The organism is Halomicrobium zhouii, from assembly GCF_900114435.1.
In the GTDB taxonomy this organism is placed as follows: Archaea; Halobacteriota; Halobacteria; order Halobacteriales; family Haloarculaceae; genus Halomicrobium; species Halomicrobium zhouii.
The window spans coordinates 204,143-223,567 of the sequence record NZ_FOZK01000005.1 but is presented as its reverse complement, the minus strand read 5'-3'; the positions used below and the strand labels follow the sequence as shown (position 1 = coordinate 223,567).

The following is a 19,425-nucleotide window of genomic DNA, read 5'->3' as shown; positions in this document are numbered from 1 at the left end:
CCTTTATCACACCCGCCACGTAATCGCTGCGTAGATGCCAGAATCGTTCGAAAACGCGTCCCGTCGCAGGTTCCTCCGACGGAGCGGCGCGGCCCTCGCGACGGGGCTCACCGCTCTCGGTGCGGGCTGTAGCGGGCTGCCGCCGCTCGGCACCAGAGTCAGGTACGGCAGCGTCGACGCGCCGGCGGCGGCCGACCCCGCCTACCGCGAGTGGCTTCCCGCGCCCTCGGCCCTCCCCGACCTGGGATACGGCCGCCCCGAGAACTACCACGTCGGTGTATACGCGCCGGAAGCGGCCTCTGGCGCCCCCGAACATACCTCGATAGCCCGGGGCCTGATCACTCACTCGGTGGCGTACGCCGGCCTCCACCTGGACGACGCTGACCTCGCCTTCGCGGGCCGTTCGGTGGGCGTTCTCCTCGGCGACGTCGACCCGGCGACTGTGCGCGAGGTCCTCGCCGATACGGGCTACGAGCCTGACGGCACGTACGCGGACTACGAACTGTTCGCCCGTGCAGACGTGCCGCGGGTTCTCGGCGTCCGCGACGGCGCTGTCGTCTGCGCCGGCGGCGACCGGGCGCACGCCGAATTTCGGGCGTTCGCGGACGCCCGGGCGGGCGACGGACCGCGGTACGTCGACCGCGACGCCGACTTCGACGCCCTGAGCGAGAGCGGCGGCCTCCGACAGTGGGGACTGCTCCATCCCGGCAGCGACGGCGCCTGGTCCGGGCACAGCAGTGTCAGCGAGAACGACGCGACAGCCGACGAGGACCCCGTCGGCTGGGGGATCGCCTTCGACGCCGACGACAGTGGCGTCTACCACGTCGAGACGTTCGTCTTCTCCGCGGGCGCGGACGTGACCGAGGCTCGTATGAAGCGACGGCTGGACGAACAGGGCCGGGTCGCCGACTCCAGCACAGTCGACGTCGAGATAGACGGCCGCGTCGCCACCGTCGAGATGTACTTCACGCACGAGCAGTACCGGATGGCGGTGAGCAACGACCCGCTCGTGACCCCGCACGTCACCTGGGGCGTCACCTACGACGCGGACGCCGAGCGCCTGACGTTCCACCACGAGGCCGGCGACCCGGTCCGGACGGGCTGGCTCACGGCGTACCGGACCGGCCGGGAACCCGCCACGTCGTTCGACGGTGTCGGCGACGCGGTCCGTCCCGGCGACGAGGTGACCGTCTCGACGACGGACGTCCGTGCCGACGCCAGCGTCCGCCTCGCCTACGAGGCGCCTGACCGCTCGGCCTCGACGACGCTGATCGCGTACCAGCTGCCATGACCACAATCCAAAGACGAGGAGCCGACGGGGCCGATGGTGGGCCCGTCCACCGCTCCGCCGCCACACCGACACTTATGCCACCAGCAAGCGACCCGCCGGGCGTGCCAGACGACCCGACGCTCGAGGCCGTCGTCGCCCTGCTCGACGACGAGCACGTCCGGCAGATTCTCACGGCCACGAGCGTCGACGCGCTGAGCGCGAAGGAACTGAGCGAGCGCTGCGACGTCTCGCAGGCCACCGTCTACCGGCGCGTCGAGCGCCTGACGGCGGCCGGACTCGTCGACGAGCGGACCCGCCCGCGGGCCGACGGCCACCACGACACCGTCTACGTCGCGACGCTGGACGAGGTATCGATACGTCTGCGCGACGGCGACCTCCAGTTCGACCTCGAACGACGCGGCGACGACGTCGCCGACCGACTCACCAGGCTCTGGGAGGACTTCTGAGATGACGCTCCACGACTCGCTCACGACGCTCGAACTGGCGACGACCGCCGCCGCCGGACTGACCGCGCTCGTCGGCCTCTACATCGGCTACCAGGCCTATCGCGGGCTGCGGCGCCACGACAGCGCCCCCATGCGATACCTCTCCCTCGGGATGGTGCTCCTGTTCGGCGTCACCTACGTGACGGCGTTCGCGGGCAACGCGCTGTTGCAGGTCGGGGCGTTCCCCCTCGTCTACCAGGGATATTTCCGGCTGGTGGTGCGATTGATCCAGCTCTCTGGGCTGCTCTGTATCGCGTACTCGCTTTATCTCACGCGGGCGGACGCGCGACCTGCTGACCGCGCCGTCGAGGCGGACGACTGAGGGAGATCTGGCCGGTCGACTGCGGTCTTGTTCCCCGAATCGAACATTTAAATTTTGCCATGGTCTGCACCGTCGCGACGGACGCCGGCCGGTATTAAGGCCCGCTGTCGGGTATCCCGAACCGGATGTCACGATGGACGACTGACCCGCCCCTCGGGCGGCGCGACCTGCTGGCGGCCGGCGGCACAGCCCTGGCCGGCGTCGCGTCGTCCCTTGCCGGCTGTTCGGCCCTCCCCCCGCTCGGCGAGCGAGTGCAGTACGGGCGAGTCGACGCCCCCGAGCCCGCCGCCCCGATGTATCGAGAGTGGCTCCCCGCCCCTTCGGCCCTCCCGGACGACGCGAGTTCGACGCTGCAGGACGGCTACGGCCTGACCACCTCGACCCCGTCGAAACTCCGTGAGTCAGTGCTCGGCGCGAGACCGACCCTCCCCGGGGCGTTCGTCACGGGCACGCTGGACTACTTCGGCGTCGGCGTCGAGAACTACGACTTCCTCCTGTACACCGGGGACGTGGCCGTCCTCGAAGGGACGGTAGACCTTGACGTCGTCGCTGCTGCGCTCGAGGGCACCGGCTACGAACGCGCGGATTCGGTCGCCGGGTACGACCTGTTCACCCGATCCGACGTCCCACGAGCGGTCGGCGTCCGCGACGGGCGACTCCTCTTCTCACGGGGCACCGCACCGACTACCGACATCCGTATCGTCGAGGAGACCCGGCGCGGTGAGTACCCCCCGTACCACGAGCGGAACGCGGCGTTCGAGACGCTCAGCAGCGCCGTTGGAGCGCGACCCTGGACGTCGTTCTCGTTGCGACATCCGAGTGCGCGCGAAGACGGCGACCCTATCGGCGTCGGCGACTCGCTCGACTACGACGACGACTCGGTCTATTCGTACCACGTCCTGCTGTACCCGGACGACGTCGACGTGACCGAACGTAGGATCAAGCAGCGGTTGGCCGAGTGGGGCCGCGCGCTGGCCTCCCTGTCGGTCGACATCGAGATCGATGGACAGCTCGCGATCGTCGAGATGCAGCTGAGCCACGAGCGGTACGAACAGGACGTCGCGGTGTCCCGCGACCCCGTCCCACAGATCACGTGGGGCGCGGAGTTCGACCTGGGTACCGACCGCGTGACGTTCCGGCACGAAGCCGGCGACCCGGTCGAGACCGACCGTCTCGAAGTGCGGTGGGACGGCGAGGTGGACCAGTCGCCGTTCGCGGACCCGCCCGAGCGCGTGGAACCGGGCGACAGCCTGACGATCCCGCGAAAAGGCCGCAGTTCCCGGGGAAGTGTCTTCCTCTCGTATCGATCCGCGGACGAGAAGTTACTGACGCCGCTGCTGAACTACGGCCTCGCCTGAGACCGATCGAACATCCGGAACTGTTCGTTCGTCAACTCCCGGTGCGAGAATACGTTCACTTCTGATCGTATTTGAACAGGGATCCGCAAGTACAGCGGCCGAGGCCACGAAAACTCTAAACATCGCGAGAGACAATACCATACTCATGTCACACCGTGACAGGTGTCTTTCGCCGTGAGTATTCTCCAGCGCGACCCGACCGACCAGGTACAGGTCCTCGCCGAGGACGGGTCGGTCCGCGAGGGCGCGTCCGTCCCGGACCTCTCCGACGACGAACTCGTCGCGATGTACCGCGAACTCAAGCTGGCCCGCCACTTCGACCAGCGGGCGGTGAGCCTCCAGCGCCAGGGCCGGATGGGGACCTACCCGCCGATGGCCGGCCAGGAGGGCGCCCAGGTCGGGTCGGCGATGGCGCTCGACGACGCGGACTGGATCTTTCCGAGCTATCGCGAACACGCCGCGCTCCACGTCCACGGCTGGCCGCTGGACCAGGTCCTGCTGTACTGGATGGGCAACGAGGCCGGTAACGACCCGCCGGAGGGCGTCGCCGCGTTCACCCTCTCGGTCCCCATCGCGACCCAGATTCCCCACGCGACCGGGTGGGCCTGGGCCGCCAAGTTGCAGGGCGACGACGCGGTGTGCGCGGCGTACTTCGGCGACGGCGCCACCTCGGAGGGCGACTTCCACGAGGGACTCAACTTCGCCGGCGTGTTCGACGTCCCCGCCGTCTTCCTCTGTAACAACAACCAGTGGGCCATCTCCGTACCGAGGGAACGCCAGACCGCCACCGCCACGCTCGCCCAGAAGGCCACGGCCTACGGCTTCGAGGGCGTCCAGGTCGACGGGATGGATCCGCTGGCCGTCTATCAGGTGACGAAGGAGGCCGTCGAGAAGGCGAGGGACCCCGACGACGGAGAACGGCGGCCGACGCTCATCGAGGCCGTCCAGTACCGCTTCGGCGCCCACACCACCGCCGACGACCCGAGCGTCTATCGCGACGAGGACGAGGTCGAGGAGTGGCGGCGCAAGGACCCCATCCCGCGCCTGGAGGCCTTCCTGCGCGACCGCGACCTGCTCGACGACGAGCGGGTCGAGGAGCTCGAGGAATCGGTCGCCGACGAGGTGGCCGACGCCATCGACAGAGCCGAATCCCACGCCCGCCCCACGCCCGAGGAGATGTTTGCCGCCGTCTACGCGGAGATGCCCCAGCGCCTCGAAGAGCAACTGGGGTACCTTGAAGAGTTGCGCGAACGCCACGGCGACGAGACGCTCCTGGAGGGCTAACATGAGCACGCAAGAATCCGCCACCCAGAACCTGACGCTCGTGCAGGCGGTGCGGGACGGCCTCTACGGCGAACTCGAACGCGACGACGACGTCGTCGTCCTCGGCGAGGACGTCGGCGAGAACGGCGGCGTCTTCCGGGCGACCCAGGGGCTGTACGACGAGTTCGGCCCCGACCGGGTGATCGACACGCCCCTCGCGGAGTCGGGCATCGTCGGCGCCGCCGTCGGCATGGCGGCCTACGGCATGAAGCCCGTCCCGGAGATCCAGTTCTCCGGCTTCGCCTACCCCGCCTTCGACCAGATCGTCAGCCACGCCGCCCGCCTGCGCTCGCGGAGCAGAGGACGGTTTGCCTGCTCGATGACGCTCCGGATGCCCTACGGCGGCGGCATCCGCGCGCCCGAACACCACTCCGAGTCCAAGGAGGCGTTCTACGCCCACGAACCCGGACTCAAAGTCGTGATCCCGTCGACGCCCCGCGACGCGAAGGGCTTGCTCGCCGCTTCGATACGGGACCCCGACCCCGTCGTCTTCATGGAACCCAAACTGATCTACCGGGCCTTCCGCGACGAAGTCCCCGACGAGGAGTTCACCGTCCCGCTCGGCGAGGCGAACGTCCGCCGCGAGGGCTCCGACGTCTCGGTGTTCACCTGGGGCGCGATGTGCCGACCGACCATCGAGGCGGCCGAGGACCTCGCCGAGGACGGCATCGACGTCGAGGTCGTCGACCTCCGGACGCTCAAGCCGATGGACACCGAGACCATCGTCAAGTCGTTCGAGAAGACCGGTCGCGCCGTCGTCGTCCACGAGGCGCCCAAAACTGGTGGAATCGCGGGTGAGATCATCGCGACCATCCAGGAGGAGGCGCTGCTCTACCAGGAGGCGCCCATCGGCCGGGTGACGGGTTTCGACGTCCCCTTCCCGCTGTACGCCCTGGAGGACTTCTACCTGCCCGAACCCGCTCGCATCGCGGACGGGATTCTGGACGCCATAGAGTTTTGAGTCGTTGATTTTGGTCGAAGTTGTGGTATCGGCTGCGTGGATTAGGACAACAACACCCAGCAAGCCCTCGGCGCGCTCTCTGGAGTCCGAATCGAGACCGCCAACACGACGAAAGCCCTCGGCGCGCTCGACTCGTGCGAACCCGCTGTGCGCGCTCGTTCCTCGCGTGCTTGCGGGTTCGGACGTCGTCGACCCCGCCTCGCCCTTTCAGTCCTCCAGGCCCAGCATCGCTCGCGCGGCCTCACTCCGTTCGGCACGCGCTCGTGATTGACTCCCCACTCCTCCCCGGTCGCGCCTGGCGGCGCGACACGCATCCTGACCGCTCCGCAGCCGCGCGGCGGTCGGCCGGGAGCGGAGCGGTCGCGAAGCGACCACGTTTGCTCGAACGGCGCACGCCGTGAGAGCGCGTTTCATCGCGCGACCAGGGGGAGGGCAGGGCTGCGATGCGGTGCCTGGTGGACTGAAAGGGCGAGGCGGGGTGGAGGAAGCACGGACCCGCAAGCACCGAACGGAGTGAGGCGCGCAGCGTGGTCCGCGCGACTCCAGCGCGCCGAGGGCTTTCGGGGTGTTTGCGGCATCGTCATCGACTCCGAGAGCGTCGGTTCCATCAGTACCCCCGCCGAGCCCACAAGCGACATTCCCCCACAAGCCAGAATCACCCCACAGCCGTAGCTAGCAGTTTTTATCCGGCGGGGCACCGAGGTTCACGGCATGTTCGAGTTCAAGCTGCCGGACCTCGGCGAGGGCGTCGCCGAGGGAGAGATTCTGGCCTGGCACGTCGCGCCGGGCGACGCCGTGGCCGAAGACGACGTGCTCGCGGAGGTGGAGACGGACAAGGCCGCCGTCGACGTCCCCTCCCCCGTCGACGGGGTCGTCGAGGAACTGCGCTACGACGAGGGCGACGTGGTCGAAGTCGGCGAAGTGATAATCACCATCGACGAGGATGGTGACGTCGAGGCGGCCGACGAAGCATCGGCCAGTGAGGCCGCCGAAGCGGACGGGTCCGTCGAATCCACGGCGACCGGCGAAGGCGACGAGGAGACCGCCACCGCCGAAACCGAGGTGACCGGCGAGGCGGTCCAGAGCGCGAAGGGCGGGCGCGTGTTCGCGCCGCCGAACGTCCGCCGGCTCGCCCGGGAACTGGGCGTCGAGATAACGGACGTCCCCGGGAGCGGCCCGAGCGGGCGCGTCTCGGAGGCCGACGTCCGCGCGGCGGCGGAGGCGGCCGAGCAGGACGAACAGGCCGACGAGACTGTCGCAGCCGAAGGCGAGAGCGAGGACGATACACAGCTCAAATCCGCCGTCAGTCGCGTCGGGGAGGACGATGGCGACGAGACCGACGAAGACGCGGAGGAGGACAGCCAGCTCAAGTCGGCCGTCCAGCGCGTGGGCGAGGGAGACGCCGAGGCCGAGGAGGCCGACGCCGGGGGCGCTGACGACGACAGGGCCGAAGATCCGGCCGTCAGGTCCGCCGTGAAGAAGGTCGGCGCCAGCGACGGCGACGAGGTCACACGCGACCAGACGCTCGCGACGCCGGCGACCCGCAAGGTGGCCCGGGAACTCGGCGTCGACGTCGATTCGGTCCCGACGGACGAGACGCGCGACGGCGAGGCGTACGTCACCGAGGAGGCGGTACGGTCCTACGCCGAGCGCCGCCACGCGGCCCTGGCCGACCGTCCGGCGGAAGGAGCGGAGACACCGGGCGAGACAGCCGGCGACGCGAGCGTGAGCGAAACGGCCCGCGAGCAACGACGGCAGGCAGTCGAGGGGGAGAGTGCGACGGAGAGCCAGGCGGAACGCGCGCCGGACGAGCCGTCGCAGCCGACCGAGGAACCCACCGAAAAGGTCGTCGACGCCCCGCGGCCCACCCGGCGGGAGCCCTACCGCGGTGTGCGCCGGACCATCGGCGAGCAGATGCAGCGCTCGCGTCGCGAGATCCCCCACGCGACCCACCACGACATGGCCGAGGTGAGCGCGCTGGTCGAGGCCCGCGAGCGACTCAAACCGCTGGCGGAGGAACGCGGCGTGAAGCTGACCTACCTGCCCTTCGTCCTGAAGTCCGTCGCCGCAGCCCTCCGGGAGCACCCGATCCTCAACACGGAACTCGACGAGGAGGCCGAGGAGATCGTCTACAAGGAGTTCTACGACGTCGGCGTCGCGACCGCGACGGACGCCGGACTGATGGTCCCCGTCGTCCGCGACGTCGACGACAAGCGCATCCTGGAGGTCGCCGCCGAGGTGAACGACCTCGTCGAACGGTGCCGCGACCGCTCCATCGAGCGCTCGGAGATGCAGGAGGGCACCTTCACCGTCACCAACTTCGGCGCCATCGGCGGCGAGTTCGCCGACCCCATCATCAACGCACCCCAGACCGCCATTCTCGGCATCGGCGCGCTGAAAGAGCGAGCAGTGGCAGAAGACGGCGAGGTCGTCGCGAAGCAGACGCTCCCGCTCTCGCTGGCCATCGACCACCGCGTCGTGGACGGCGCCGACGCCGCGCGGTTCGTCAACACCGTCAAGGAGTACCTCTCGGACCCGACGCTACTGTTGCTGGAGTGAGTCGGTAACCGGCTGCCGGGAGACCGGTCCCGCTACCCGACGGTCGCGAACGCCGCGACCGTTCCGTCGGCGCCGCCGACGTACGCACGTCCGTCGGTAGTGGCGATCGCCGTCCGTCGCGTCGCGGTCGAGAACTCGTAGCGCCACCGTTCATCCCCGTTCCGGCCAAGGGAGACGACGCGCCCGTTCTCGTCGTCCACGTGCGCGAGCAGTCCGGTCGCCGTCGGCGTGATCCCCGCTGCGTCGGCGAAGGAAACCTGCCACTGACGGGTTCCGTCCGCCGGGTCCAGCGCGGTGATGGTCCCGTCGCCGTCGCTGAGGTAGATCAGGTCCCGGACGACCGGGTTCCCGTACGTGTCGCCGTCGGTGGTGACGGTCCACAGTTCGTTCCCCTCGCTGTCGAGCGCGAACGTCGTACCGTCGTACTCCCGGCCGACAACGGCAGGTGCGTCGCCCTCACCACTGGTGACGACCCTCGTCGGATGGAACGAGTCCCCGCCGTTGGAGGGACCCGCGTAACGCCATCGCTCGGCGCCGTCACTGGTCGAACGAGCGACGACGGCGTCCTGTTCGTCGGAATTGACCGGCGGCTGAGTGAAACACAGCTCTCCGGACGCCGCGACCGGCGTGACGGGGTCGGCGAACGGTTCGCCCTCGACTTGCCACCCCGTCTCCCCGGTTTCGAGGTCGAACGCCTGGAGTTCGATACCAGCCGCGCTGTGGAGCAACCGGCCGTCGACGACAGTCCCAGGGTAGCGCGAGTCGCCGGTCGACTGTTCCCACCGGACGTCACCGTCGTCCCCGAGCGCGAACAGGGTTTCGCCGGACGCCTCGTAGTTGTCGTCCCGGGTCCCGGCGAAGACGGTGCCGTCGTGGCCGGCGACGAAGCCGAGGAAGTTGTCTACTGGGTCAGTCTGCCAGCGCCGCGACCCGTCCGGGTCGTAGGCAGTCACGCGGTGGCTCCGTCCGGTCTCACCGTAGGAGCCGCCGGTGACGACGTGGACGCGGCCGTCGTGGACGAGCGGCCGGTCGAACACCGGCAGGTCCGAGCGGGCGCGCCACTGCACCGCGCCGCTGGCGGCATCGAGGGCGAACAGGTCGCCGCCCGGCCCCTCCGTGCCCTCGTCGGGGACGTAGGTCTGACCGGTTCCGACGTACACGCTGGCGCCGCCGGGGCCGGGGGCCGGCCGGAACTCGACCGGACGCGGGAGCTTGACCGCCCACGCGAGCGCCGGGTGGTCCGCGGAGAGTCGCTCGACCCCGTCCTCGGGCGTCTCGGTCGTCGTTCGCGTCCGTGAACCGGCGTCGCCGTCCGATTCCGACCGTCGATCGCTCGGTGACGTACCGGGCGTCGTGACGCAGCCGGCGACCGCGGCCGGCAGCGTCGCGACGAACGCGCGTCGGGACCAGTCAGGGGACATGGCCGACGGTGCAACAGGCCCCGGTAAGTGTCTTCTGTGCGACCGGTCCGAGAGTATCGGCCCCGAGACGAGAATCGGCGAGCGCGCCTCGGTATCGTTTTACCGCCGCCGCGAACACGGCTACCACGTGCGTAGTAAATCACTGAACGGCGCCTGGGCGTTCCGCCGGGTCGGCGACGACCGGTGGCTCGACGGCGCGGTCCCCGGCGGCGTCTACACCGACCTGCGCGAGGCGGGCGAGATCCCCGACCCGTTCTACGGGGACAACGAACTCGACGTCCAGTGGGTCGGCGAGTCCGACTGGGAGTACCGCCGGACGGTCGACGTCGGGGCGGCCCTCCTCGACCACGAACGCGTCCTGCTCCGATTCGACGGCCTGGACACGGTGGCGACGGTCTTCGTCAACGGCGAGGAGGTAGGACGGTCGGCCAACATGCACGTCGGCCACCGGTTCGACGTCGCCGACGCCCTCGTTCCCGGCGAGAACGAGGTCGTCGTCCGCTTTCGCTCGCCCGTCGAGTACGGCGTCGAGCGGGCCGCGGAGTACCCCTACGAGGTCCCCTGCACGCGATACCCCGTCGACCAGCCGGGGCGCCCGTTCGTCCGAAAGGCCCAGTGCCACTTCGGCTGGGACTGGGGCCCCTGCCTGCCGACGATGGGCATCTACCGCGACGTCTCGCTCGAGGCGTACTCCAGCCCGCGGATCCAGTACGTCAAGACCGAACAGGACCACGGCGGCGATGGCGATAGCGTCGACCTGACCGTCCGCGTGGGAATCGACGCGCCCCGCGCCGGCGAGTACGAGCTCGCTGCGACGCTCCCGGGCGCCGACGCCGCGGCCGGGGTGACCGCACCAGTCTCCCTGGCAGCCGGCGAACAGGAACTCGAACTCACCGTCCCCGTCGCCGACTGCGACCTGTGGTGGCCCAACGGCCTCGGCGACCAGCCGCTGTACGACCTCGAAGTCGAGATCGCCGACGAGGACAGCGGAGTCAGCCACGCCCACACCGACCGGGTCGGCTTCCGCGAAGTCGAACTCGTCGTCGAACCCGACGCGGCGGGGAACTCCTTCTATTTCGAGGTCAACGGCCAGCCCGTCTACGCGAAGGGGGCTAACACCGTCCCGGTGTCGCCGTTCTACGGCGACGTCACAGAGGAGCGCTACGAGCACCTGGTCCGCAGCGCCGCCGACGCGAACATGAACATGTTGCGCGTGTGGGGCGGCGGCTACTACGAGGACGAGGCGTTCTACGACCTCTGTGACGAGTACGGCCTCCTCGTCTGGCAGGACTTCATGTTCTCGTGTTCGCTCCACCCCGCCGACGAGGAGTTCCTGGCATCCGTGGAAGCGGAGGTGCGCCACCAGGTCCGCCGGCTGGCCACCCACCCCTCGCTCGCGCTGTGGTGCGGGAACAACGAGAACGAGGTGGCGCTGCACGAGTGGTTCGCCGACCACGAGCACCACGACGACCACGTCGCCGACTACCGGGCACTGTACGAGGAGACGATCGCTCCCGCCTGCCGCGAGGAGGACCCCTCACGGACGTACTGGCCCGGGTCGCCCTCCAGCGGCCCGGGAACCGACGACCCGGACGTCTTCGGGGCCGGTGACGTCCACTACTGGGACGTCTGGCACGCCGGCGAACCCTTCGAGGAGTACCTCGCCACAGAGCCCCGGTTCGTCTCGGAGTTCGGCTACCAGTCGTTCCCGTCGACGGACTCGCTCCGGACCGTCATCGAGGAGGCAGATTTCAATCCGACCTCCCCGATGATGGAACACCACCAGCGCAATCCCGGCGGAAACACCACGATCCTCACCCGGATGGCCGAGACGTTTCGCATGCCCTTCGACTTCGAGGACTTCGTCTACCTCTCGCAGGTCCAGCAGGGACTGGCGATGCAGACTGCCATCGAGCACTGGCGCCGGCGCAAGCCCGAGACCATGGGGACGCTGTACTGGCAACTCAACGTCCTCTGGCCCGTCGCCTCGTGGGCGTCCATCGAGTACGACGGCAAGTGGAAGGCCCAGCAGTACATGGCCCGCCGGCAGTACGCGCCCGTGCTGGTCTCTTTCGACCCGGGATTCGAGGGCGCCAGCGGTGCGGAGAACGCCCAGGCCGAGGACCCCGACGCGACGGCGTGGGGCGACGTCCAGTCCCAGACGCTGTGGATCACCAGCGACGTCCCCGAACGGCTGGACGGGCGGGTCGACCTGGCAGTCGTCCACCTCACGGACGGCCGACTCGTCCACGAGGAGACGGTCGAACTCGACCTCGATCCGAACGCCAGCGAGGAACTGGCGACCGTCGACCGCGCCGACCTCCCCGACGACGTCGACGTCAGCGAGGTCATGGTGCGCGCGGAGTACCTGGGCGACGAGGAGTCCTACCCCGCCACCGCCGTCTTCGCCGAGTACAAGGCCCTCGACCTGCCCGAGCCCGAGCTATCGGTCGACGTCGACGGCGCGGACGTCACCGTCGCCAGCGACCGGGCCGCACTGTTCGTCGAACTCGACGTCGGCACGCTGTCGGGCGCCTTCTCGGACGACTTCTTCCACCTCGCACCGGGCGAGGAGCGGACGGTGACGTTCGACGCCTACGACGGAAAGCGCGAGGCCGTCGTCGAGGCCGAAATCGAGGACAGACTGGAGATACGGCACCTCCGCGCGACGTACTGAGAGAGTGCCGGGCGTCGGTTCGCTCGGCGACTACTCCCGCAGGTCGAGCACGAACCCGGACTTCTCGTCGCCGTCGAATCCACAGCGTTCGTAGAACTCGTGTTTCCACGCCTCCTCTGTGCCCGTCAGCAGCATGACTTTGTAGCAGTCCCGCGCTTCCGCCAGCTCCCTGGCTTTCGCCAGGCAGCGTTTCCCGAACCCGCGCCCCCGATACCCCTCCCGGGTCACCACGTTCTCGACCAGCCCGAACGGTCTGGCGCCCCTGGTCAGGTTCCGCGTGATCGACAGCACGCACGTCGAGACGAGCCTGTCGTCGTGTTCGACGACGACGACGTCGAGCGTCTCGTCGGCCAGCATCTCACGCCACTGGCGGTCCAGCCCGTCGCCTGGTTCCAGCGGTGGATCGTCCGGGTTGAGCATCCGGTAGAGCGTCAGCAGTTCGTCAAGTTCGTCCGGTCGGATCGTCCTCGCGGTGGCCATAGCGGACAGTGGTCCAGTCGCCCGACGGGCACAAAGTGGTTGTGTGGCGGCGTCGGTGCTGGCGTTCGAGCCCCCAAACGGCGAACACGGCGTAAATTCCACCCCCTGGATCCCCAAGATTTTCAATCGGGTTATCCGACAGTCCCTACGTGACAGAGCCCTCCACCGCCATCCTCGCGGATGGCCTCACGAAGCGGTACGGTTCGACGACGGCCGTCGACGACCTCGACCTGGCCGTCGAGTCGGGCGTCGTCTACGGCTTCCTCGGGCCGAACGGCGCCGGGAAGACGACGACGATGCGCATGCTCACCGGCCTCGTCGAACCGACCGACGGCGCGGCCAGCGTCGGCGGCACGCCCTGTACTGACCGACGCGAACTCGTCGACGAGGTCGGCCTGCTCCCGGAAGAGCCACCGCTGTACGACGAGCTGACCGGGCGCGAACAGTTGCAGTTCGCCGCCGACCTCCGGAACGTCCGCTGGGAGACCGTCGCCGACCGAGCGCTGGAGATGTGCGAGGCGCTGGACCTTGCCGAAGACCTGGACCGCCGGATAGAGGGGTACTCGAAGGGAATGGCCCAGAAGACGGCGTTCGTCCAGGCCGTCCAGCACGACCCCGCCGTCGTCTTCCTCGACGAACCGACCTCCGGGCTGGACCCGCGGGCGGCCCGAACGCTGCGCTCGCAGATACTGGACATCGCCGCGAGCGACGCGACGGTGTTCCTCTCGACCCACATCCTCCCCGTCGTCGAGGAGATCGCCGACGAGGTGGGCGTGCTCCACGACGGCCGCCTCGTCGCCGAGGGCCCGCCCGCGGAACTCACCGCCGCCGCTCAGGGCGGTGCCAGCGACGCCGACCTGGAGGACGCCTTCCTCGAACTGACGAACGAACCGGACGCTGCGCTGGGTCGATGAGCGACGGATCGGTCGCCGGACGGGGATCGGGCGGACGGTCGACGGGCGGACGGGGATCGGGCGGACGGTCAACGGGCGGACGGTCGACAGGCGGACGGTCGACAGACGGACGGCCGACAGACGGACGGCCGACCGGCCAGCGCGCTGGGTCGCCGCCAGCCACTCGGCAGTCCCGGCTCCGGGAAGACGTCCGCGACGCCCGCGTGCTCGCGCGGACGGAACTGCGCTGTCGGGTGCGAGACGTCCGCGGGAGTGCGCGGAAACTCCTCTCGGTCGCGTTCATGGCCCTCGCGTTCGGCGTCTTCTTCCCGCTCGTGCTGTGGAGCGTTGGGACCGGCTTCGGACGCGCACTGGCGAGCGGAAGCCCGCCGCTCGGGCCCGCAGGCGTCGCCTTCGGCGCCGTTTCCGTCCTCGGCCTGTACGTCGGCGGCGCCAGCGGGTTCAACCAGGAGGCCGCCGGGACCGTCGGTCCGCTCGTCAGGACCTCGATCTCGCCGACGGCGATGTCGCTGGGACGCCTCGGGAGCGAGTCGATCCAGGCGACGGCGATCGGCGTGCCCACGGCGGTCGCGTTACTCCTCGAAGTGGCGGTCGGCGCTGGCGGGCCGGTAACCCCTGCCCTGCTCGCCGTCGCGTCGCTGCCGGTGTTCCTCGCCGCGTTCGCCGTCGGTCGCCTCCTCGGCGACGCGGTCCGACACGCCAGCGAGGTCCTCCGGGTGTCGCTGTGGACGAAGGCGCTGGTCTTCCTCGCCGTCACGGTCGTCGGGTACGTCGGCAGCTACCGGTTCGTCTACGCCGGACTGGACGAATCCGGTGGACTCGCAGGGGTCTTCCCGCCGGCGTTTCTCCCCGGAGAGCCCCTCCAGGCCTACGCCGGCGTGGCGTTCGCTCCGCTCGGTGCGGACCCGCGACCGCTCGGGGGTCTCGTCGCCGTTCTCCTGCTCGCCACCGTCCCGCTCGGCTTCGCCGCCGCGGTGCGGTGGGAGACCCACTTGCTCCTGCGCGAGTCGCCAAGCGACGAGGAGCAGACCAGCGGGAGCCGCGGCGTGCCGTGGCCCTTCACCGCAACCCCTTCGGCGAGGGTAGCCTGGCGGTACCTGCTGCGCACCCGTCGGGACCCACGGATGCTCGCTCACCTCGGCCCGCTGCTGTTCGGGATGCTCGGCATGGGCGCGAGCGTCTTCCGGAACCCCGGGTCGCTGCTCACCTTCGGTCCGCCGGCGGCCACCATCGCCGGCGCGACGGTGGCCGGCGCCGCGTACTGCATGAACCCGCTGGGCGACGACCGCGACCAGTTACCGCTGCTGCTCACTAGCACCCGGTCAGTCGCGGTGGTGCTCCGTGGCCGAGTGCTGGCCGGCCTGGTCCTCGGACTCCTCCTCGCCGTCGGGGTGGGAACGCCGCTGAGTATCGCCTCCACGTCGGTGGTCTCGACGCTCGCCCTCGCCGGCTTCGCCGTCGTCCTCTCGCTGGCCGGCGCCGGGACGGCGCTCGGAATCGGCGCCGTCCTCCCGCGGTTCGAGCGCCGCGAGTACATGAGCGTCGAACGGGCTCACCCCTCGACGATCGCCCTGATCTGCTACCTGTTCGGCGGGCTGTTCGTCGGCGGAATCGGCGTCTTCCTGGTCGCCTGGAGCGTCGACGCGCACTCGCCCCTCCTGCCTGCCATCGCCTGGACGCTCTACCTTGCCGTCCTCGCACTCTTCGGTGGCGGCGGCTACGTCGCCGCCGTCCGGAAGTTCGACCGGTTGACGCTGGACGAGACGTAGGCCGAACGCGAGGTGGGACGGGTTCGAATCAGTCTCGCATCACACTCCGACAGCCCCCGTTCGAGCGCCGGGCGCCAGTACGGCCCCACGGACGACGTACGGATCGCCGGCACGACTGCAACGACGGACGACCCGTCGAGGACCCGCCGACCGACCGAATCCGAGACCCACAAAACCTTTCAGATCGGTTCTCACACGTTGTATCGACACAGATGGTCCCCCACACGCGACGACGGTTCCTCCACGTAGCGGCTGCAACGGCCGGCGGGTTGGCCGGCTGCAGTCAGTTCACCGACGGTAGCGCACAGTCCACCCGGACGGCGACCGAAGGCGCCAGGCCGGACCCACCGGCGAGCAACACGGCGACGGACCCGCCGACGCTGCTGGTCCGCGCCGATACGGCGTGGCCCCCCGTCCGCGTCGACGACCCCGACCGGGAGAGTCCAGAGACGCCCGAGCGCGACCACGTCTCGGGTCGGATCACGAACGAAGTGATCGGCAGTCAGTCGCGGGCCGACCGGCTCACCGTGGCCGACGGCGTCACCGCGGGCGGCGAAGAGACCGACACGGACGGGGAGGGCGGGGCCGACGCCGCCGAGGCGGTGTCGGCGTTCGTCGCGGAGACCGACTTCGAGACGGAGTCACTGTACCTCCAGAGCACGCGCGTCCGCGAGTGCTTCCGGCTGGCGCTCTGTCACGTTTCCTGGGGATCCGACTCCATCGACACCGACTACACCCAGCAGCTCAGGTCCTACGACGAGCGGTGCGAGGCCGACGCCCACGTCTTCGAGTCGCGGCTGATCCGGCTCCCGGTCGCGCTCGACGAAGAGTCGGTCAACTCGTACAGCACTGGCATCGGCGGCAGCGGCCGCTGTGACCGCAACGGACGGGCTCGCGCCGAGGTGTCGAGCGGGAGCGGGAGCGGGAGCGGGAGCGACGGGACCACCGAAAGCGCCCCGCAGACTGCCGAACGTTCCACGGAGAGCGAGACAGCGACACCCGTGACACCGCACCAGACCACCAACGGGGGTGACCAGTAATGAGAGACGGATCCCCGACCCGCCGCGGCTTCCTTGCCGCCGCCGGGACGACGCTGCTGGCGGGCTGCGGGAGTCTGGAGCAACTGGGCGAGGACGACCGGGAGACCGTCTACGCCCACGAGCTCCCCCAGGCCGCCGAGGACGGCGACGTGGAACCGATTCTGGGTGAGGACGTGCCCGTCGACATCGAGCGGACGGTCCTGGACGAGCGCCGCCAGCGCGTGACCGAACTGCTCGATACGCTCCCGATGGCGTTCGGCCCGGCAGACGTCCCGAACGGCTACGTCCGGGAGCGCCTCGTCGGCGCGGCCGAGGACGCGACGGAGTACGTCGACGACGCCCGGACGGCGGAGACCCGACTCTCGGCGCTCGAGTCGCTCCGGGAGGCGCGGTGTCAGGCCCGCTACGCCGCCACCGGCTGGGCGTTCGTCGACGAGGAGCTGACAGAGTCGGCGGTGCAGGCCGACCACGAGGCGGCCGTCGACGACGCCGAATCGCTGGAATCGGACCACGAGTACGTCGGCACGGACCCCGTCGACGCGGCGCTGGTCCACGCTCGCGTCGAGCGGAACCTCCGGCTCGTCCTCGACAACGAGCCCCCGTCGATTTACGCACGGGAGAGTCCGCTGCTGACCGTCGCCGAGTGGGGCGAGCACGCCGAGACGGCGCGGGCCCGCGTCGCCGACAGTCGCTACCTCTACGACCGGTTCACGTCGTCGCTGCCCGACGACCCCGGAACGGTCGAGGAGACGCTCGACGCCGCGGCAGAGTCGCTCGCCGCGGACCTCCGGGAGCGCCGCGAGGAACTGCCGCCCGAACCCACCGAGGACGACTACGACCTGGTCGACCGGCTCCGGTACGACCTGCGGGACGAAGTCGAGTGGAGCGCTGAGCGCGTCACCGAGGCGCAGGGCCCGGCCAGCGCCGTGCTGGCAGCCACCGACGGACTCACGGACTCCCTGGCGTTCGACCGGTTCAAGGAGCGAGTCGACGACGGCGAGTCGTTCGGCGCCGAATCGGTCGCCGACGTCCGGGAGACCCGCACCACGGCGCTCGACGCCATCCGGACGGCGCTCTCGGAGAGCCCGCGACCGGCGCTCGCCCGCCCGGTCCTCGCGGAGGCGGCCTGGACCGTCGCGTGGGCCGACGAGAGCCTCGGCCGGTTCCACGGCGAGGTTGACGTCAGGCGACTCGACGACCCGATGGAGCGGTACGCGACGGCGACGCTACGGGCCCGGAGCGTTCCGACCGCCGTCGAACAGGTCGTCGACGTGCTGGGCGGGTAGCTCCCTGGTACGGACGCGGCTCCCTCGCCACAGTTAAACGGCGGCCGACCGACCCAACAGTAAGAAATGGTCGTCGGAGACGTCACTACCGGAACGGAGGTACTGGTCGTGGGCGGCGGACCGGGCGGCTACGTCGCCGCCATCCGCGCCGCCCAGCTGGGGCTGGACACGACGCTGGTCGAGAAGGACGCCTACGGGGGCACCTGCCTGAACTACGGCTGCATCCCCTCGAAGGCGCTCATCTCGGCGACGGACGTCGCCCACCGCGCCGGCGACGCCGAGCACATGGGCGTGTTCGCCAACCCCGCCGTCGACGTCGAGGCGATGATGGAGTGGAAGGACGGCGTCGTCACCCGACTCACCCGCGGCGTCGAGTCGCTCTGTGAGAACGCCGGGGTCGAACTGGTCGACGGCGTCGCGACCTTCACCGGCGAGAACGAAGCCCGCGTCGCCCACTCGGGCGAGGGCCAGGGCTCCGAGACCATCGCCTTCGAGCACGCCATCGTCGCCACGGGGAGCAGGCCCGTCACCGTCCCCGGTTTCGAGTTCGACGGCGAGCGCATTCTCTCCTCGAAGGACGCGCTGGCGCTGGAGTCGGTGCCCGAGAGCCTGCTCGTCGTCGGCGCGGGCTACATCGGGATGGAGCTGTCGACGGTGTACCAGAAGCTGGGCTGCGACGTCACCGTCGTCGAGATGCTCGAGGAAGCGCTGCCGGGCTACGACCAGGACGTGACGGACATCGTTCGCGGGCGCGCAGAGGACGTCGGCGTGGACTTCTACTTCGGCGAGGCCGCCAGCGGCTGGGAGGAACGGGAGGACGCCGACGGCATCCGGGTCAGGACGGAGAGCACAGCCCAGGACGGAGATGGGGACGAGGAGGTCGCGGTCGAGGAGTTCAACGCCGACAAGGCGCTCGTCGCCGTGGGCCGCCGGGCCGTCACCGAGGACCTCGGCCTGGACGCACTCGGCGTCGAGACGGACGAGAACGGCTTCATCCCGACCGACGACCAGGCCCGGACCGAGCAGGAGCACGTCTTCGCCGTCGGCGACGTCGCCGGCGAACCGATGCTCGCCCACCTCGCCTCCAAAGAAGGGGAGGTCGCCGCCGAGGTCATCGCCGGCGAGCCCTCTGCGCTGGACTACCAGGCCGTCCCCGCAGCGGTCTTCACCGATCCCGAGATCGGCACCGTCGGGATGACCGCCGCAGAGGCCGAGGAGGCCGGCTTCGACCCCGTCGTCGGCCAGATGCCGCTGCGGGCCAGCGGCCGGGCGCTCACCCTCGACGAGAAGGAGGGGTTCGTCAAGGTCGTCGCCGACGCGGAGAGCGAGTTCGTCCTCGGCGCACAGATCGTCGCTCCCGAGGCTTCGGAACTGATCGGCGAAGTGGGACTGGCCATCGAGATGGGGGCCACACTGGAGGATATGGCGGCGACCATCCACACCCACCCGACGCTCACCGAGGCCGTCCACGAGGCCGCGATGGCCGCCCGCGGCGAGGCGATCCACACGGCGAACCGCTGAGTTCTCTCGATACCGTCG

General features: G+C 69.8%; 15 protein-coding genes. 13 read left to right on the top strand and 2 right to left on the bottom strand.

Going from position 1 to position 19,425, the window contains the following annotated elements; genetic code table 11:
• Window positions 1-34 precede the first annotated feature (34 nt).
• The 7 genes from BM337_RS19490 to BM337_RS19460 all read left to right on the top strand — a co-directional run bounded on the left by BM337_RS19490 (window position 35) and on the right by BM337_RS19460 (window position 8,299).
• Window positions 35-1,291 carry a hypothetical protein gene (locus BM337_RS19490; protein ID WP_089819115.1) on the top strand — a complete coding sequence of 419 codons (1,257 nt, stop codon included), beginning with the start codon at window positions 35-37 and terminating at the stop codon, window positions 1,289-1,291.
• A gap of 74 nt (window positions 1,292-1,365) precedes the next feature.
• Complete coding sequence (locus BM337_RS19485; protein ID WP_089819113.1) at window positions 1,366-1,737, top strand: helix-turn-helix domain-containing protein; 372 nt, start codon at window positions 1,366-1,368, stop codon at window positions 1,735-1,737.
• 1 nt (window position 1,738) lies between these two features.
• Window positions 1,739-2,098: a DUF7521 family protein gene (locus tag BM337_RS19480; RefSeq protein WP_089819111.1), complete on the top strand. Its 360-nt coding sequence runs from the start codon at window positions 1,739-1,741 to the stop codon at window positions 2,096-2,098.
• Window positions 2,099-2,223: 125 nt separating this feature from the next.
• Window positions 2,224-3,456, top strand: coding sequence for a hypothetical protein (locus BM337_RS19475; protein WP_089819110.1), 1,233 nt, complete (start codon window positions 2,224-2,226; stop codon window positions 3,454-3,456).
• A 174-nt stretch (window positions 3,457-3,630) separates the two neighbouring features.
• A complete protein-coding gene (pdhA, locus tag BM337_RS19470) occupies window positions 3,631-4,740 on the top strand; it encodes a pyruvate dehydrogenase (acetyl-transferring) E1 component subunit alpha (protein WP_089819108.1) in 1,110 nt (369 codons plus the stop codon).
• A gap of 1 nt (window position 4,741) precedes the next feature.
• Window positions 4,742-5,740 carry an alpha-ketoacid dehydrogenase subunit beta gene (locus BM337_RS19465; protein WP_089819106.1) on the top strand — a complete coding sequence of 333 codons (999 nt, stop codon included), beginning with the start codon at window positions 4,742-4,744 and terminating at the stop codon, window positions 5,738-5,740.
• A gap of 711 nt (window positions 5,741-6,451) precedes the next feature.
• Entirely contained in the window at window positions 6,452-8,299 is a 1,848-nt protein-coding gene (locus tag BM337_RS19460; RefSeq protein ID WP_089819104.1) for a 2-oxo acid dehydrogenase subunit E2, read from the top strand.
• Between the two features lie 32 nt (window positions 8,300-8,331).
• Here BM337_RS19460 and BM337_RS19455 read toward each other — a convergent pair whose 3' ends face one another.
• On the bottom strand, window positions 8,332-9,720 hold the full coding sequence (locus BM337_RS19455) for a PQQ-like beta-propeller repeat protein (protein ID WP_089819102.1): 1,389 nt from the start codon (window positions 9,718-9,720) through the stop codon (window positions 8,332-8,334).
• Between the two features lie 127 nt (window positions 9,721-9,847).
• Between BM337_RS19455 and BM337_RS19450 the strand changes: the two genes are divergently transcribed.
• Window positions 9,848-12,397, top strand: a complete 2,550-nt coding sequence (locus BM337_RS19450) for a beta-mannosidase (protein WP_089819205.1) — start codon at window positions 9,848-9,850, stop codon at window positions 12,395-12,397.
• 30 nt (window positions 12,398-12,427) lie between these two features.
• On the opposite strand, the gene BM337_RS19445 is transcribed toward BM337_RS19450, so the two are convergent.
• Window positions 12,428-12,877: a GNAT family N-acetyltransferase gene (locus BM337_RS19445; RefSeq protein WP_089819100.1), complete on the bottom strand. Its 450-nt coding sequence runs from the start codon at window positions 12,875-12,877 to the stop codon at window positions 12,428-12,430.
• 149 nt (window positions 12,878-13,026) lie between these two features.
• Between BM337_RS19445 and BM337_RS19440 the strand changes: the two genes are divergently transcribed.
• The 5 genes from BM337_RS19440 (at window position 13,027) to lpdA (ending at window position 19,407) form a co-directional block, all read left to right on the top strand.
• On the top strand, window positions 13,027-13,791 hold the full coding sequence (locus BM337_RS19440; RefSeq protein ID WP_089819099.1) for an ABC transporter ATP-binding protein: 765 nt from the start codon (window positions 13,027-13,029) through the stop codon (window positions 13,789-13,791).
• Window positions 13,788-15,560: a hypothetical protein gene (locus BM337_RS19435; RefSeq protein WP_089819097.1), complete on the top strand. Its 1,773-nt coding sequence runs from the start codon at window positions 13,788-13,790 to the stop codon at window positions 15,558-15,560. Before BM337_RS19440 ends, BM337_RS19435 begins: the two co-directional genes overlap by 4 nt.
• Before the next feature lie 212 nt (window positions 15,561-15,772).
• Window positions 15,773-16,600, top strand: coding sequence for a hypothetical protein (locus tag BM337_RS19430; RefSeq protein ID WP_089819095.1), 828 nt, complete (start codon window positions 15,773-15,775; stop codon window positions 16,598-16,600).
• On the top strand, window positions 16,600-17,886 hold the full coding sequence (locus tag BM337_RS19425) for a hypothetical protein (RefSeq protein WP_089819093.1): 1,287 nt from the start codon (window positions 16,600-16,602) through the stop codon (window positions 17,884-17,886). Before BM337_RS19430 ends, BM337_RS19425 begins: the two co-directional genes overlap by 1 nt.
• Window positions 17,887-17,952: 66 nt before the next feature.
• Window positions 17,953-19,407: a dihydrolipoyl dehydrogenase gene (gene lpdA, locus BM337_RS19420; RefSeq protein WP_089819090.1), complete on the top strand. Its 1,455-nt coding sequence runs from the start codon at window positions 17,953-17,955 to the stop codon at window positions 19,405-19,407.
• The last annotated feature ends 18 nt before the right edge of the window (window positions 19,408-19,425 follow it).

Excerpts from the sequence above, each read along its gene's own strand:
- BM337_RS19435 (WP_089819097.1), top strand. The coding sequence starts at position 13,788 with ATGAGCGACGGATCGGTCGCCGGACGGGGATCGGGCGGACGGTCGACG.
- BM337_RS19430 (WP_089819095.1), top strand. The coding sequence starts at position 15,773 with ATGGTCCCCCACACGCGACGACGGTTCCTCCACGTAGCGGCTGCAACG.
- BM337_RS19465 (WP_089819106.1), top strand. The coding sequence starts at position 4,742 with ATGAGCACGCAAGAATCCGCCACCCAGAACCTGACGCTCGTGCAGGCG.
- BM337_RS19455 (WP_089819102.1), bottom strand. The coding sequence starts at position 9,720 with ATGTCCCCTGACTGGTCCCGACGCGCGTTCGTCGCGACGCTGCCGGCC.
- BM337_RS19490 (WP_089819115.1), top strand. The coding sequence starts at position 35 with ATGCCAGAATCGTTCGAAAACGCGTCCCGTCGCAGGTTCCTCCGACGG.
- BM337_RS19425 (WP_089819093.1), top strand. The coding sequence starts at position 16,600 with ATGAGAGACGGATCCCCGACCCGCCGCGGCTTCCTTGCCGCCGCCGGG.
- BM337_RS19445 (WP_089819100.1), bottom strand. The coding sequence starts at position 12,877 with ATGGCCACCGCGAGGACGATCCGACCGGACGAACTTGACGAACTGCTG.
- BM337_RS19480 (WP_089819111.1), top strand. The coding sequence starts at position 1,739 with ATGACGCTCCACGACTCGCTCACGACGCTCGAACTGGCGACGACCGCC.
- BM337_RS19475 (WP_089819110.1), top strand. The coding sequence starts at position 2,224 with ATGTCACGATGGACGACTGACCCGCCCCTCGGGCGGCGCGACCTGCTG.
- BM337_RS19485 (WP_089819113.1), top strand. The coding sequence starts at position 1,366 with ATGCCACCAGCAAGCGACCCGCCGGGCGTGCCAGACGACCCGACGCTC.
- BM337_RS19460 (WP_089819104.1), top strand. The coding sequence starts at position 6,452 with ATGTTCGAGTTCAAGCTGCCGGACCTCGGCGAGGGCGTCGCCGAGGGA.
- lpdA (WP_089819090.1), top strand. The coding sequence starts at position 17,953 with ATGGTCGTCGGAGACGTCACTACCGGAACGGAGGTACTGGTCGTGGGC.